The sequence below is a fragment of the Pseudomonas triclosanedens genome, assembly GCF_026686735.1.
Lineage (GTDB): Bacteria > Pseudomonadota > Gammaproteobacteria > Pseudomonadales > Pseudomonadaceae > Pseudomonas > Pseudomonas triclosanedens.
The window spans coordinates 3,406,857-3,420,604 of sequence record NZ_CP113432.1; the positions used below are offsets into that span (position 1 = coordinate 3,406,857).

At 65.9% G+C, this 13,748-nt stretch carries 11 protein-coding genes; 2 read left to right on the forward strand and 9 right to left on the reverse strand.

Annotation, left to right across the window (positions count from 1 at the left end):
- The first annotated feature begins 66 nt into the window (after positions 1-66).
- Positions 67-960, forward strand: coding sequence for a LysR substrate-binding domain-containing protein (locus tag OU419_RS15575; RefSeq protein ID WP_254473989.1), 894 nt, complete (start codon positions 67-69; stop codon positions 958-960).
- Between the two features lie 274 nt (positions 961-1,234).
- On the opposite strand, the gene OU419_RS15580 is transcribed toward OU419_RS15575, so the two are convergent.
- From OU419_RS15580 to OU419_RS15600, 5 genes are all read right to left on the reverse strand, one after another.
- Positions 1,235-3,670, reverse strand: coding sequence for an efflux RND transporter permease subunit (locus OU419_RS15580; RefSeq protein WP_254473986.1), 2,436 nt, complete (start codon positions 3,668-3,670; stop codon positions 1,235-1,237).
- 25 nt (positions 3,671-3,695) lie between these two features.
- Positions 3,696-4,760, reverse strand: coding sequence for a WD40/YVTN/BNR-like repeat-containing protein (locus tag OU419_RS15585; RefSeq protein WP_254473984.1), 1,065 nt, complete (start codon positions 4,758-4,760; stop codon positions 3,696-3,698).
- 123 nt (positions 4,761-4,883) lie between these two features.
- Positions 4,884-6,242 (reverse strand): DUF1329 domain-containing protein, encoded by a 1,359-nt coding sequence (locus tag OU419_RS15590; RefSeq protein WP_254473982.1) that lies wholly within the window; start codon positions 6,240-6,242, stop codon positions 4,884-4,886.
- A 40-nt stretch (positions 6,243-6,282) separates the two neighbouring features.
- Positions 6,283-8,130 carry a DUF1302 domain-containing protein gene (locus tag OU419_RS15595; RefSeq protein ID WP_254473975.1) on the reverse strand — a complete coding sequence of 616 codons (1,848 nt, stop codon included), beginning with the start codon at positions 8,128-8,130 and terminating at the stop codon, positions 6,283-6,285.
- A 131-nt stretch (positions 8,131-8,261) separates the two neighbouring features.
- Positions 8,262-8,822, reverse strand: coding sequence for an RBBP9/YdeN family alpha/beta hydrolase (locus tag OU419_RS15600; protein ID WP_254473974.1), 561 nt, complete (start codon positions 8,820-8,822; stop codon positions 8,262-8,264).
- Between the two features lie 357 nt (positions 8,823-9,179).
- On the opposite strand from OU419_RS15600, the gene OU419_RS15605 reads away from it, so the two are divergent.
- Complete coding sequence (locus tag OU419_RS15605; protein ID WP_254474108.1) at positions 9,180-10,184, forward strand: AraC family transcriptional regulator; 1,005 nt, start codon at positions 9,180-9,182, stop codon at positions 10,182-10,184.
- A 169-nt stretch (positions 10,185-10,353) separates the two neighbouring features.
- Here the strand turns inward: OU419_RS15605 and OU419_RS15610 are convergent, their stop codons facing one another.
- Genes OU419_RS15610 through OU419_RS15625 form a run of 4 tightly spaced genes read right to left on the reverse strand, consistent with a single transcriptional unit; the run spans position 10,354 to position 13,653 of the window.
- Positions 10,354-11,364, reverse strand: a complete 1,011-nt coding sequence (locus tag OU419_RS15610; RefSeq protein WP_254473969.1) for a YeiH family protein — start codon at positions 11,362-11,364, stop codon at positions 10,354-10,356.
- A complete protein-coding gene (locus OU419_RS15615; RefSeq protein ID WP_254473967.1) occupies positions 11,361-11,696 on the reverse strand; it encodes a Rieske (2Fe-2S) protein in 336 nt (111 codons plus the stop codon). Before OU419_RS15615 ends, OU419_RS15610 begins: the two co-directional genes overlap by 4 nt.
- A complete protein-coding gene (locus tag OU419_RS15620) occupies positions 11,693-12,352 on the reverse strand; it encodes a DsbA family protein (RefSeq protein WP_254473965.1) in 660 nt (219 codons plus the stop codon). Before OU419_RS15620 ends, OU419_RS15615 begins: the two co-directional genes overlap by 4 nt.
- Entirely contained in the window at positions 12,340-13,653 is a 1,314-nt protein-coding gene (locus tag OU419_RS15625; protein ID WP_254473956.1) for an MFS transporter, read from the reverse strand. Before OU419_RS15625 ends, OU419_RS15620 begins: the two co-directional genes overlap by 13 nt.
- Between the last annotated feature and the right edge of the window lie 95 nt (positions 13,654-13,748).

Sequence of the window (13,748 nt, forward strand, 5' to 3'; positions counted from 1 at the left end):
TAAGTAACGACAATTCAATAGTTTTCCGGCTGAATCGTTAGTCAAATTCACAGAAAAGAGGCTCCCATGCGTCAGAACAGTGCGTTTCGCATGCCATCCCTGATCGCCCTGCGCGCTTTCGAGGCATTGGTCAGGCAAGGCAGCATCGGCCGCGCCGCGCTGGAGCTGCACGTCACCCACGGCGCGGTCAGCCACCAGGTGAAGAAGCTGGAAGAAGAACTTGGCGTGGCGCTGGTGGAGCGCCAGGGCAAAGGCGTCAAGCTGACTCCGGCCGGGCGCCAGTTGAGCCAGCAGATCAGCAGCGCCTTCGACCAGTTGCGCGATATCCGCCGTGCCTTGCCCAACGAGGAACCGGCCGGCGAACTGCGCATCGCCTGCGCGCCGGCGCTGCTGGCACGGGTGTCATCGCTGCTGGAGAAATTCCTGCGCAACTACCAGGAAGTGGCCCTGCACCTGTTGCCGATGAGCAGCGACCTGGGCGACGTGGACATGGTGATTTCCTTTGGCGAAACCCATATCGAGGGCCAGCGCTTCGCCGCCCTGGGCGACATCCGCTACTTCCCCGTATGCAGCCCGCGCCTGCTCAACACCCAGGACCATCTGCGCAAACCCCGCGACCTGGCGCGCCAGGTGCTGCTGCACGAAGACGACGGCTTCGACTGGAGCCGCTACTTCCTCGCCGCCGGCATTCCGGGGTTGCAGGCGCGGCAGAACGTCTTCCTGCCTGACGCCTACCTGACCATCCGCGCGGCGATCGCCGGTGGCGGCGTGACCATCAGCGACCACATCCTCGCTGGCGAGGAACTGCACCAGGGGCGGCTGGTGCGCCTGTTCGACGTTGACTTCCCGGCACCCCACCCCTACTTCCTGATCATCCCACCCCACGGCCACCAGGCCCTCGCGCAGGAGTTCGCCGATTGGCTGCTGCGCGAGCTGGAGGCGATCCCGGCATTCGATTGAATGGCACGGCAGGTGCGCTGGCGGCACCGGGAGGACACCGCTGGATTGGTAAACGCAGAATTAACTGGCCTGGTTGGCCCGCAGGATGACGCCGGCACGCAATAGGTTCGCGCGAGCTGCCGCCCGGGTAGCTCCGCAGGATGGCTGGAGCACAGCGCCACTCCTCCTGCGCAAGGCCGTACCGGACACTCGGCGCGAGGCAGTCAGAGCTGGATCGCAGATGAAGTCCGCTCCTGCACAGGAGCGGCCCCTGCCCGGCAATCCTCCCTCTCCCTCACCCCTTTCGGTCGTTCAGCAGGAAGTGCGACAGCGCCGGAATCAGCACCAGCGCGCCAAGCATGTTCCAGAGGAACATGAAGGTCAGCAGGATGCCCATGTCGGCCTGAAACTTGATCGGCGACCAGACCCAGGTGATCACGCCCGCGGCCAGGGTCACGCCCACCAGTGCCACTACCTTGCCGGTGAAGATCACCGCCTGGCGGTACGCCAGCCCCAGCGGGAAGCCCGCGCGCTGCAGTTGCAGTTGTACACTGAGCAGGTACAGCGCGTAGTCCACGCCGATACCGACGCCCAGGGCGATCACCGGCAGGGTCGCCACCTTCACGCCGATGCCGAGGAACACCATCAGCGCCTCGCAGAGCATCGAGGTCAGTACCAGTGGCAGCATGGCGACGACGGTGGCACGCCAGCTACGGAAAGTGATCAGGCAGAACAGGCTGACCGCGCCATAGATGTACAGCAGCATGGTGCGATTGGCCTGGTGCACCACGCTGTTGGTGGCAGCCTCGATGCCGGCGCTGCCGGCGGCAAGCAGGAACTGGCGGTCGGGCGTGCTGTTGGCCTTGGCGAAGTCCTCGGCGATTGCCGTCACTTCTTCCAGGGTGCGGGCCTTGTGGTCCTTGAGGAAACCGATCACCGGCATCACCGAGCAGTCGGTGTTGAACAATTCCGGGGTATTCACCGAGGCTTGCTGCGCCGAGTAGTTGAGCACGTCCTGGTTGCGCTGCAGGCTGGCGAACTTGGGGTTGCCCTCGTAGGTGCCGGCGGTGATCTGGCGTACCGCGTCGGCCAGCGAGACGGTGGCCTGCACGCCAGGATGCTGTTGCAGCGCCCAGCCCAGGCGGTCGGCGAGGATCAGCGTCTGGTAGTTCAGGCAGCCTTCGGCCGGCGTCTTCACCATCACTGCGAACAGGTCGCTGGAAAGCGCGTAGTGGCTGGTGATGTAGGCATTGTCACGGTTGTAGCGCGAATCCGCGCGCAGCTCGGGCGCACCGGCATCGAGGTCGCCGATCTGCAAGTGCTGGCTGACCATGAAGCTGCCGGCGCCAATCAGCGCGGCACAAGCCAGGGCGACGGTCGCCCAGCGACGCTCGGTGAAGCGGTCGAGCAGGCTCCACAGCCGGCCCAGGCCCTGCTCGCGCGCCTCCTGCTGCTCCTCGCGCAGGGCGCGGGCGGCGGCACGCGGGCTGACACCGACGAAGGACAGCGCCACCGGCATCATCAATAGCGAGGTGAAGACCAGTACCGCCACGCCGATGCTGGCGGTGATCGCCAGAGCCTTGATCACCGGGATGTCGATCAGCATGAGCACGGCGAAGCCCACGGCATCGCAGAGCAGCGCACTGACGCCAGCGAGGAACAGGCGGCGGAAGGTGTTGCGCGCCGCCACCAGTCGGTGGGTGCCGCGACCGATGTCCTGCATGATGCCGTTCATCTTCTGCGTCGCATGGGACACACCGATGGCAAAAATCAGGAACGGTACGAGGATCGAGTATGGGTCCAGGGCATAACCCAACCAGGCGATCAGGCCCAGTTGCCAGACCACCGCCAGCAGTGAGCAGACGATCACCAGCAGGCTGCTGCGCAGGCAGCGGGTGTAGAGCAGGATGATGACGAACGCCGAGACCACCGCGAGGCCGAAGAACATCATCACTCGCACCAGGCCGTGGATCAGGTCACCCACCAGCTTGGCGAAGCCAATAACGTGGATGCGCACCGCGCCCTTGCCCGGCCCGCCGGCGTCGAAGGCACGCTGGTCGCCCAGGTACTCGTATTTCAGGCGCAGCGCGTCCAGCTCGTGGGAGAACTGCCGGTAGTCGATGCCTTTGCCGGTGGCCGAGTCATGGTCCAGCAGCGGCACTACCAGCATGCTCGACTGGAAGTCATTGGCCACCAGGCTGCCGACGATACCGGCGCGGGCGATGTTCTGGCGCAGGCGGGCAATGCTCGCGGCATCGCCAGCATAGCCGTCGGGCATGACCGGCCCGCCCTGGAAGCCTTCCTCGGTCACTTCGGTCCAGCGTACCGCGGGCGACCACAGCGACTTCATCCAGGCGCGGTCTACGCCGGGGCTGAGGAACAACTGGTCGTTGATCTGCTTGAGGGTGTCCAGGTAGGCCGGCTCGAAGATGTCGCCGCCGCTGCTTTCCACCACTACCCGCACGGAGTTGCCCAGGCCCCGCAGGGCCCCGCGATTGTCCAGGTAATTGCGGATATAGGGATGGCTTTGCGGGATCATTTTCTCGAAGCTGGGCTTGATCTCCAGGCGGGTCGCCGCCATCCAGCCGAGCACCAGCGTGACCACGGCGATCAGGCTGATGAACAGGATCCGATGGTTGAACACCAGACGCTCCAGCACGCTGCCGCTGTGCACATCGAAATCCCGCATGTCGCGGATGACGGGCATCTGCCCTTGCTTGAGGTCGACCATATGAGGCTGTCTCTTCGTCTTGTTCTTATTGGGAGAGCGGCAACGTGCTGCGCTGCAGACCGCGACCGCCCACCAGCAACAGGCTGTCGGCACCGACCAGGGCGCCGCTGACGGGCGTGCGCTGGGCGATGTCGAGAGTGGTGAAGGTGGCGCCATCGTCGTGGCTTACCAGCCCCTGGCCCGCCTGGCTGAACAGATAGAGGCCACCATCGGCGCCCTGGCTGGCGGCGGTAAGGCTGACCGGCACACCGGTGGCCACTTCGCTCCAGCTCGCGCCGCCATCGACGCTGCGCACTGCGTTTCCGCGCAGGCCATAGGCGAACAGCAGCCCCGGTTTGCCGAACACGCCGAAGAAGGTGCCCTTGTAGGGCGAGTCGAGCGCGACGAAGCGCTGGCTGGCCGTATCGAGCTTGAGCAGCAGGCCCTGCTCGCCAACGATGAACACCTCGTCGCCTACCGCGGTGATGGCGGTCAGGTGCAGTGCCTGGGGGTTGTCGATGAGGTGGTTCCAGGGCTGCCAACTGCGCCCGCCGTCGGTCGTGTGCAGGATCAGGTTGAAGGCGCCGATCACGAAACCCTCCTGGGCATCGCGGAACCAGAGGTCAAGGAACGGCTTGTCGGCCCCCTCTTCCTTCATGCGCCGCGCCTGTTCCAGCAGGGTTTCGTTATCCGCCTGGGGATGGGTCGTATAGAAATCCAGCATCAGTTGGCCGATGCCACGGCCGTCGAGCTGACGTGTCCAGCGCTGGCCTCCGTCGGCGCTGTGCAGCACTACGCCGTCGTGGCCGACTGCCCAGCCATCGCGCGGTGCAGGGAAGCGTACGGCGGTGAGGTCGGAGCTGACCGGCACATCGGCCTGCTGCCAGTTCCGCCCGTCGTCGTCCGAATAGAGAATGTGGCCGCGCTGGCCAACCACCACCAGGCGCCCGCCTGCGCGGGCCACGGCGGCCAGCGGGCTGTGCAACGCCAGTCCGGTGCGCTGGGCCGGCAGGTCGAGCACATCGGCGAACTCAACGGCGGCGGCGTGGCCGGCGAGCAGCGCCAACCCGAGGCTGGCGGAGGCCAGGGCGAATTTGAAGGAAAACTGCATACGGCTACCTCGATGGGAATGTCGCGGCGGTGGGTGCCGCCGCGACCGGACTCACCCGCTTGGAACCTGTCCGCCCTCTCGCACGCCGGCATGCCTGCGCCGTGCGAGAGGGCCGTCAGGCCCTCAGCGAATGCCGCTGCCGGCGAGGGCGTCGGGCGACCACTGGGTGGCGGCCAGCGGGTCGATGTAGCTGATGCCGCCGTACGGACCGACGATGCCATTGATGTTGTAGGAGCCGGCGGCCAGGTCGTAGATCATGAACGGCGTGGCATCCGGGATGTGCTTGTCGTAGCTCTGGCTGAGGAAGGCGAAGGAGCCCCGATAGAGTTGGCCGCGGGCGTCGTACTGGTCGGAGGCCAGGGCCACCCAGCTATCTTCGTCGAGGTAGAAGCGGCGCTTGGCGTAGATGTGCCGCGCACCGGACTTCAGCGTGCCTTCGACTACCCACACGCGGTGTTTCTCCCAGCGCACGTAGTCGGGCGACAGATGATAGGGCGTGACCACCGGCTTGATGTCGCTGGCGTAGGTCAGCCGGTAGGTGTTGTAGGGTACGATCATTTCCTGCTTGCCCACCAGCTTCCAGTCGTAGCGATCCAGCGCGCCATTGAAGACGAATACGTCGTCGTAGGTGCCGGCGCCGGCCATGCCGGGGTTGGGCGTGTCGTAGGCCAGGTTCGGCGCCAGCTTCACGCGGCGCTGGCCGGGCAGGTACTGCCAGGCGCGGCGCGGCTGCTGCAGCGGGTTGGCGGCGTCCTTGAGCATCATCGCCTCGCCTGCGCGGCGCGCCGGGCCGCTGTAGTACAGCTTCATCTGGTAGTAGACCTCGGAGCCCTTCACCGGCTGGGTGAGGTCTTCGTACACCGGGTAGTTGATGAAGGCCTGGCCGGTGGTGGCGAGATTGGCGCTGCCCGAGGCATCGACGTTCCAGGAGTCGTACTTGGCCTTGATGTTCACGCCCTGGTAGCGCAGCAGGAAGTTCCACATCGCCTCGGCGCCGGTCTTCGGAATCGGGAACGGCACGCCCGGCAGCGCGTTGTCGATGACGGTGCCACCTTCCAGGGACTGCGCGGTAACGGCGTTCTTCTTGCTGTTCTCCAGCACGGTATCCGGCAGCGCGGCGCTGCGGTGGGTCGGGTAGACGTCGACGCGGAAGCTCGGATAACGCTTGGCCAGCTCGAGGGTGGTGGCAGTCAGCTCGTTCTTGTACTGGTCGACATTCTTGCCATCGATCACCAGCAGCGGCTTGTCGCTGGCGAACGGGTCCGGGCGCATGCTGTCGCCGGCCTTGAAACCGGCCGGGGCGCTGGTCAGGCCGCCGGTGTAGGCGGGAATTGAACCGTCGCTGCTGGCGGCTTTCTCGGCGCCAACCAGGGTCAGGGTGCTGCCCAGTTGAGCGGCGTCCTGGGGGGATACGGCGGCCTGGGCCGCGCCACACAGGGCCAGGCCGAGGGCCGTGGCGATCAGGGTAGGCTTGAAGTTCATGCTGTGTTTCTCCTGCTCCGGGTAGGAGGCTGGGGTGAAATCAGAAGGTTGCCTTGAGGGAAGCGGTGACCATCCCGCGGTCCTTCAGCAGGGGCGCGAGACCACCCTGGGAAGTGATCTGGCCGGGAATGCACTGGTACTGCCCGTTGGCCCCCGGGGTGTTGTTGTCGTGCCCGCTCGAACAGGTGTCGAAGGGACCGAAGGCATCGACGTACTTCAGGTCGATGCGGTACTTCTGGTGGAAGTCCGCCGCCACGCCGACCGAGTAGCTGCCGGCGTCTTCGTTGCCGCCCAGTTGCACCGCCGAGTTGCCGTGCAGGCCGACGTTGTAGGCGATGGGCATGGACAGATCGACGCCGGGGAACGCCTGGTACCAGGTCGGGGTGAAGTTGGCGGACATGGCGTAGGCGTTGGTGCTGACCTTGTCCACGCCGCGGTAGCTGGAGTCGCCCTTGAAGGTCTGCTCGCCCTCGGTGACGTCAATCAGGTGCGTCAGGGTGCCTTCCACCGCCAGCGACGAGGCGTCCCACAGCGGAGTCGCGCCGAAGGTCACCAGGCCGTTGAGCACGACATGGAAGGTCTTGCCGCGGGCAAGGCCGGTGTCGCCGTCGCTGGGCAGCTCGCCGATCAGGTTCGCGCCGTTGATCAGCCCGCGCTTGGCTGCCGCGTAGAGCGTCGGGTTGACGGTGGTGAAGTTGCTCGCCAGCGGCATGTTCTCGCGGTAGTTCAGGTCCATGCCGACGCTCACCCCGCCGATTTCCTTCGACAGGCTGATGCCGTAGATATCGATGTCGTCGGCATAGGCGGTGAAGTAGTTCATGCCCTTGAGGCCGGCGAGCCCGGGCTTGTGCATGTTGGGCGCGTCGATCAGCACCGCCGGCAGAGTGTCGGAGGTCTTGCGGTAGTAGAAGCCCAGCGTGCCGTCGAGCCATTCCGGGCTCCACTTGGCCATCAGGCCGAAGTCGCCGGTGTTGCTCGGTTCGCGGTCGTCACCGCGCGGTGCGCCGTAGAAGGCTTTCTGCGCAGGCAGCGGCAGCCAGAACACGTTGCCGCCATCGTTGAGCATGTCATAGGGCCCCATGTAGGTGCCGCCTTCGGGGAAGCGCGAGTTCTCGAATTCGAGGAAGTACTGCGCGGCCAGGGTCAGCTCCGGATTGACCGTGAGCGACATCGATAGCTGGCTGCGCGGCATGAACAGCTCTTTCGCCTCGGTGCCCGGCACGTTGTACAGCTTGCCCAGGTCGAGTGCCGACTGGCCGTAGTTGATGCCGTTGGCGGCGCTGAACAGGGTTTCGCCCCAGTACACAGTGTGGCGCCCGAGCTTGCCGCTGAGCTGCATACCGTCGCCGACCTCGTGGTTGGCGAAGATGAAGGCGTCGAGCAGCTCACCGGACGGGCCGTTGTAGTAGCGGTCGGCGAAGTTGCTCAGGCCGTGGGTAGACGCATGTGCGCCGCGCGGCGCGATCACGTTGCCGTTGAGGCCCACCAGGTGGCCGGCGTTGCCCGCCTGGCCTGGGAAATTGTTGCTGGAACCGACGTCGTCGTAGGCATGGTCGTACCAGCCGGCGGCGCTGAGGCGGAAGCCCATGCTGTCGCGATAGATGAAGTCCAGCTCGCTGAGCAGGTCGAAGCGTTGGGTCACCGGGGTGCCGGCGGAGAAATTGCGGTCACCGTCATTGGTATTGGCGGTGTTGGCGATCTTGCTGTTGGCGGATTCGACCCGTTGCCCGTAGCTGAGCTTGACGGTGTTGTCGAAACGGATCGAGAGGTCGGGGTTGCCGGTGTTCAGCTCGAAAGCCTGTGCCGCGTTGCCGCCGAAGGCGCTGAGAATCGCCGTGGCGAGCAGGCAGCGGCGCAGCCGCCGCGGTGGGTTGCTCTGGTAGTGCATGCGTGTGCTCCATTTCTTGTTGTGGTCGGGACGCTATCCGGGCCCGTCCCGCGGCCCCGCCCGCGCCGCCACCAGGGCGCACGCAGGCTCGCCCCGGCGTCAGGCGCCGGAACGCAGAACTTGATCTGGAATCAGTGATCCAGCAGGTGGATCAGGGCATCGACCTCTAGCCAGTCGCCAAATCCGGCGGCCGGATTCAGGTGGCCGACGCAGCCCAGCTCCACCAGGCTCGCGCCCCAGGTCTGGGCCATGCGCCGCACGGCCTGTGGCGTGGCGAGCGGGTCGTTGTCGCTGGCCGCCACCAGGCTGGGAAATGGCAAGGGTTGCTGTGGCAGCGCCCAGCCACGTTCGATGAGGCTGTCCGGGCTGGGATAGTGGTCGGGCCAGGTGCCGTCCAGGTCCGGCGGCGTGGCCAGCAGCGCGCCCTTGATCGGGCGGTCGTGGCGGGCCGCCCAGTGGGCGACCATCAGGACGCCGGCACTGTGTGCGACCAGGATCACCGGTCCGTCGATACGGGCCAGTTCGTTCTGGATGGCAGCCACGCGGGCGTCGAGGTCGAGCTTGTCGCCGGTCAGCGGCGGCACGCTCCGCGCCGTCGGCAGACGCTCCTGGAGATGCGTTTGCCAATGCTCGGCGACGTGATCGCGCAGGCCGGGAACGATGAGGACGGTGGTGGAATTGTTATGTTTCACCGGATCACCTTGCAGCGTTTTCGAACTTGTTGGAGCAGACAGTAGAGGCAGCCCGGCAACGCTGCTTTGCATAGAACGTCAGGCACTTCGCATTTGGTGACAGCGGTGAATCCATCCGGCGTGCGGTTGCATGGCCCAACCCCACGGGACACAGAACGTGCGCCCGCTCAAGAACGCCAAAAAGGCGCTGGCCGATAGGTAAAACTTCGTACACGCTTGGATGAATACGCCGATAGAATCCTGCGTCATCGACCCAGCCATGAATTCGCTGCTGACGCTCCGGCACCTGTCCATCGACACCTGGCGCCGTCGGCGCGGAGCAGCCAGAAGAACAAGAAGGCGATAGGCATGACACCAATGGTTCGCATCGCGGCCCTTACCAACTACCTGGAAGTGGCCCGCCACCTGGGCCTCAACCCCCAGCAGCAGCTCAGCCAGGTCGGCCTGAGCCTGTCGATGCTCGAGCATCCCGAGCAGCGCGTCCCCATCACACCGGTGGTCAGCCTGCTGGAAGAGTCCTCGCGTGCCAGCGGCTGCGAGACGTTCGGCCTGCGCATGGCCGAGTCCCGCCAGCTTGCCGATTTCGGTGTGATCAGCCTGCTGATCACCCACCAGGCGACACTGCGCGAAGCCATAGACACCATCGTTCAGTACCGCCACATGATCAACGAATCGCTGGCCCTGTTCGTGGATCAGGAAGGCAAGATGGCAATCCTGCGCGAAGAAATCATCACCGTGCCGCCCATGCCGATGCGCCAGAGCATCGAGCTGGCCATCGGCACGCTCTACCGTCTCTGCGCCGCCCTCCTCGGCCCGCACTGGCGGCCGATGAGCGTCAATCTCACCCACGACGCGCCAGCGGACATGCAGGTGCACAAGCGCCTGTTCGGCTGCAAGATCGAATTCGGCAGCGAATTCAACGGCATCGTGATTCCCGCCGCCGACCTCGATGCCGCCAACCCCATGGCCGACCCGGCGATGGCGCGGCACGCGCGCAGCTTCGTCGACTCACTGCCGGGCGCCACCGAAGGCAGCACCCTGAACGAAGTCCGCAAGGCCATCTACCTGCTGTTGCCGATGGGCCGTGCGACCATCGAGCAGATCGCCCAGTCGCTGGGGCTGAATGTCCGCACCCTACAACGCCGGCTGGAGGAAAACGGCGTGACCTTCTCCGACCTGATCAACGAAGTGCGCCGCGAACTGGTGCTGCGCTACATGGAAAACCCGCGCTACTCGCTCAGCCGCATAGCCGACCTGCTCGGCTATGCCATGCCCAGCTCCTTCACCCGATGGTTCACGATGCAGTACGGCATGTCGCCGGCGGCCTGGCGGCGCGAACACATGGGGCGCGAAGGCGACTGACGCCACGCGTCGACTGGCCCCGCTCCACAGGACAGATTCCGCCGGTACACTCGCCGAAGCGATACCCACCGAACGGCCCGCAGCCCATGTCGATGGTGGAACACAAAGACAAAGCCCGCTCCCACACAGGGCGGGAACGGGCTTTTCGCCAGAGCGCCTTTGCCGGGGCTCAATCGGCCAGGCGCAGCATTCCCAACACCAGCAACGCCAGGAACAGCGTTTCCCCCACCATCAGCAGGATCGGCTTGATCCCGACCGTGACCAGGGCGCGCAACTGAGTCTTCATCCCCAGCGCTGCGATGGCGATCACCAGGCACCATTGCGACAGCTTTCCACCTGCCTGCTGCAGCATCTGCGGCAGCACGCCGGTACTGTTGATCGCCGCCAGCAGCACGAAGCCCACGGCGAACCAGGGCAACAACGGCGGGCGCTTGTCGCCAGGCTGCACGCCCTGGGCACGGGTGATCATCGCGGCGCAGAGGATCACCGGCAACAGCATGGCCACGCGCATCAATTTGACTACGGTGGCGCTGTCGCCGACCTCCCGCGACAGGCTGTAGCCCGCCCCGACGACCTGGGCCACGTCGTGGATAGTGCCACCGAGGAAGATGCCGGCCTGGAGCGGCGGCAGGCCCAACCACCTGACGACCATCGGATAGAGGATCATCGCCAGGGTCGAGAGCGCGGAAACGCCGAGCACGGTGAACAGCGTGGCTTTCTCCTTCTGCGAATGCGCCGGCAACGCAGCGGCCAGGGCCAACGCCGCCGATGCGCCGCAGATCGCCGTGGCACCCCCGGTGAGCAGGCCGAACAGGCTGCTGAAACCCATGACCCTGGCGGCGACGATGGACACCACAATAGTGACGCTGACCAGCACCACCACTATCGCCACCGGCTGCCAGCCAAGCTCGGCTATCTGCCCGAAGGTGATGCGGATTCCCAGCAGCGCCACACCCAGGCGCAGCACCTCGCGGGCGGTGAACTCGATGCCGGCCTTGCACACGCTGTCGCTGCCGAGGAAGTTCAGCGCCATGCCCAGCAGCAGCGCGAACAGCATCACCGGCGCACCGTAGTGCTCGGAAAGGAAGGTCGCCGCAGCCGCAACCATCGCGCTGACCGACAGCCCCGGCAGCAGCGTCCGGCTGCGGCTGCCGAGATGTGAGATCACGGCGGCGCTCATACCGGCACCTCTTCCGTGATGGGTTCATCGAGCAACAGGAAACATTCTCCGGCACGCCACTCGACGGGATAGCGGCGCACGCCGAAGCCCTTGATGCCCGCGGGGCAACCGCTGGCCAGGTCGAACTTCAGACCGTGCGCCGGGCACTGCAGCCAGCGACCGTCGAGGCGCCCGGTGAACAGGGAGGCACCCGCATGGGGACAACGATCGTCGACGGCGTACAGGCAGCCCTCGACGTCGAACAACAGGACAATGCCCTTCTCATGATGGAACAGGCTGCGGCCTCCTCTGACGGGCAGGCGCTCTGCCGGGACACGCAATGCACCACTCATGCCGACAACGCCTCCTGTCGATCCAGCGTGCGCAGCAGCGACGCGAGCAATTGTTCCGGGCTTTGCCCGCCCAGGGCAAAGGCCCGGCCATCGGCCAGGAACAAAGGGACGCTGGAGTCGGCCAGGCCGACGCGGCGACCGATGAAGGCCCGCGCACCGTCGGCCAGCGCTTCGTCGAACTGCTCCGGCAGATAGTCGCAGGAGCGCAGCAGGCGCTTGAGGGTTTCCCGCTGGCCGATGTCCTCGCCCAGCTGGAAGTGCGCGCGGAACAGCAGCTCCAGCAGGCGCTCCAGTTGGGCCTGGCTGCCCACCTGGGCCGCGCGCTGGAACACACGGTGCGCGTAGGTCGTGTTGGGCATGGTCTGGATACGCTCCAGTTCGATTTCCACACCCGCGCGCCGCGCCGCGTCGTACACCTCGGCCTGGCGGGCGCGAACAGCACGTTTGCCGCCGAGCCGGCGCTGGTAGAACTCGGCGAAGGGCTCGCCCTGCATCGGCACCTGGGGCAGCAATTGCAGGCCCAGCCAGTTTACCCGCACGTCCAACTCCGGACGCTGCCGCGCCAGCAGGCGCAGTGCGGCATCCAGGTTGCGCTTGCCGATCAGGCACCAGGGGCAGATGAAGTCGAAGGTCATTTCCAGGCTCAGGCTTGGCATCGCTTACCCTCCTCCATGCCGTCCATTTCGCTGCGCAGGCGATGCATATCGCCGTGGTAGTGGCGCAGCGCATACAGGAATACGAGTGCCGCCAGCACGCTGATCAGCGGCATCAACTGGAAGGCGCGGTCCAGCCCCAAGGCGTCGGCCATCACGCCAGTGAGCAGCGGGCCGGGCGCCAGTCCGAGCAGATTGTTGGCGAGGGTCAGGGTGGCGAAGGCGGTGCCATGCACCAGCGGATGGGTCAGGTTGGCGACCATTGCGCCGGACGGCCCGGATGTACCGGCGGCGACCAGCATGCCCAGCGCCACCAGGCTCAGTTGCAGCGCCCCCGGCGCCAGGCGGAAGGCCAGCGACAGCAACACGCAACTGATTGCACAGAAAGCGATGGCCAGCACGATCTTGCGCGGCGGGCTGGCACGGCCCAGACGGTCGCAGAGAATGCCGCAGAGCACCATGCCGCTGCCGCCGACCAGCACGATAATGGCGGAGATCATCCCGGCCTTGTCGGTGGCCAGGTGGTAGTAACGGTTCAGGTAACTGGGGAACCAGACCATCACCGAGGCAGCGACGAACAGTTGCAGGCCGCTGCCGACGTAGGCGCTGATCACCGAACGGCTGCCGAACAGGCTGCGCAACGAGCGTCCGCCACGCTGGCGTGAGGATTCTGCGGCGGCCACCGGGGCGATGCGTTTCTCGCTCACCACCAGCGGATAGACCAGCGCCAACAGCAGGCCGAACAGCGCCATGCCGGCGAACGCCCAGCGCCAGCCCAGATGGGCGGCCAGCACCCCGCCCAGGCCCATGCCGAGCACCGAGCCGAACATGCCGCCGGCCATGAAGGCGCCGGTCAGGGTGGCACGCATGTGTGCCGGGAAGACCGAGATCACCACGGCGATACCGACGCTGCCGTAGGCCGCCTCGCCCACGCCAACGAAAAATCGTGCGACGAACATCTCCGGGAAATTCTGTGCCAGCGCGCACCCCAGGGTCGCAAGGCTCCAGAGCATCGCCATGAGCGTCAGGCTGCGCACCCTGCCCCAGCGGTCAGCCATCAGCGACAGGGGGAAGGTCAGCAGCCCGACCATCACCGCGACGATGCCGCTGAGCAGGCCGAGCTGCGCATCGGTCAACGCCCACTCGCCCTTGAGCAGCGGGAAGACGGCATTGAGTACCTGGCGCGACATGTAGTCGGAAATCAGCAGGCCGAAGGTCAGGGCGAAGACCACCCAGGCATAGCGGCGCGGGACGGAAATCGTTGTATCGGCAGCGTCGCCCAGGGCGACTGAGTGGATGGCCATGACGCACCTCTCCAGACGTATACGGGATTTTTTTGTTGTTCTTCTTCGAAGCGGCCGGCCCGGCTACTGGCAGAACCCGGACCGGCCAAGGCACG

Excerpts from the sequence above, each read along its gene's own strand:
- OU419_RS15595 (WP_254473975.1), bottom strand. The coding sequence starts at position 8,130 with ATGCACTACCAGAGCAACCCACCGCGGCGGCTGCGCCGCTGCCTGCTC.
- OU419_RS15580 (WP_254473986.1), bottom strand. The coding sequence starts at position 3,670 with ATGGTCGACCTCAAGCAAGGGCAGATGCCCGTCATCCGCGACATGCGG.
- OU419_RS15575 (WP_254473989.1), top strand. The coding sequence starts at position 67 with ATGCGTCAGAACAGTGCGTTTCGCATGCCATCCCTGATCGCCCTGCGC.
- OU419_RS15625 (WP_254473956.1), bottom strand. The coding sequence starts at position 13,653 with ATGGCCATCCACTCAGTCGCCCTGGGCGACGCTGCCGATACAACGATT.
- OU419_RS15620 (WP_254473965.1), bottom strand. The coding sequence starts at position 12,352 with ATGCCAAGCCTGAGCCTGGAAATGACCTTCGACTTCATCTGCCCCTGG.
- OU419_RS15590 (WP_254473982.1), bottom strand. The coding sequence starts at position 6,242 with ATGAACTTCAAGCCTACCCTGATCGCCACGGCCCTCGGCCTGGCCCTG.
- OU419_RS15610 (WP_254473969.1), bottom strand. The coding sequence starts at position 11,364 with ATGAGCGCCGCCGTGATCTCACATCTCGGCAGCCGCAGCCGGACGCTG.
- OU419_RS15615 (WP_254473967.1), bottom strand. The coding sequence starts at position 11,696 with ATGAGTGGTGCATTGCGTGTCCCGGCAGAGCGCCTGCCCGTCAGAGGA.
- OU419_RS15605 (WP_254474108.1), top strand. The coding sequence starts at position 9,180 with ATGGTTCGCATCGCGGCCCTTACCAACTACCTGGAAGTGGCCCGCCAC.
- OU419_RS15585 (WP_254473984.1), bottom strand. The coding sequence starts at position 4,760 with ATGCAGTTTTCCTTCAAATTCGCCCTGGCCTCCGCCAGCCTCGGGTTG.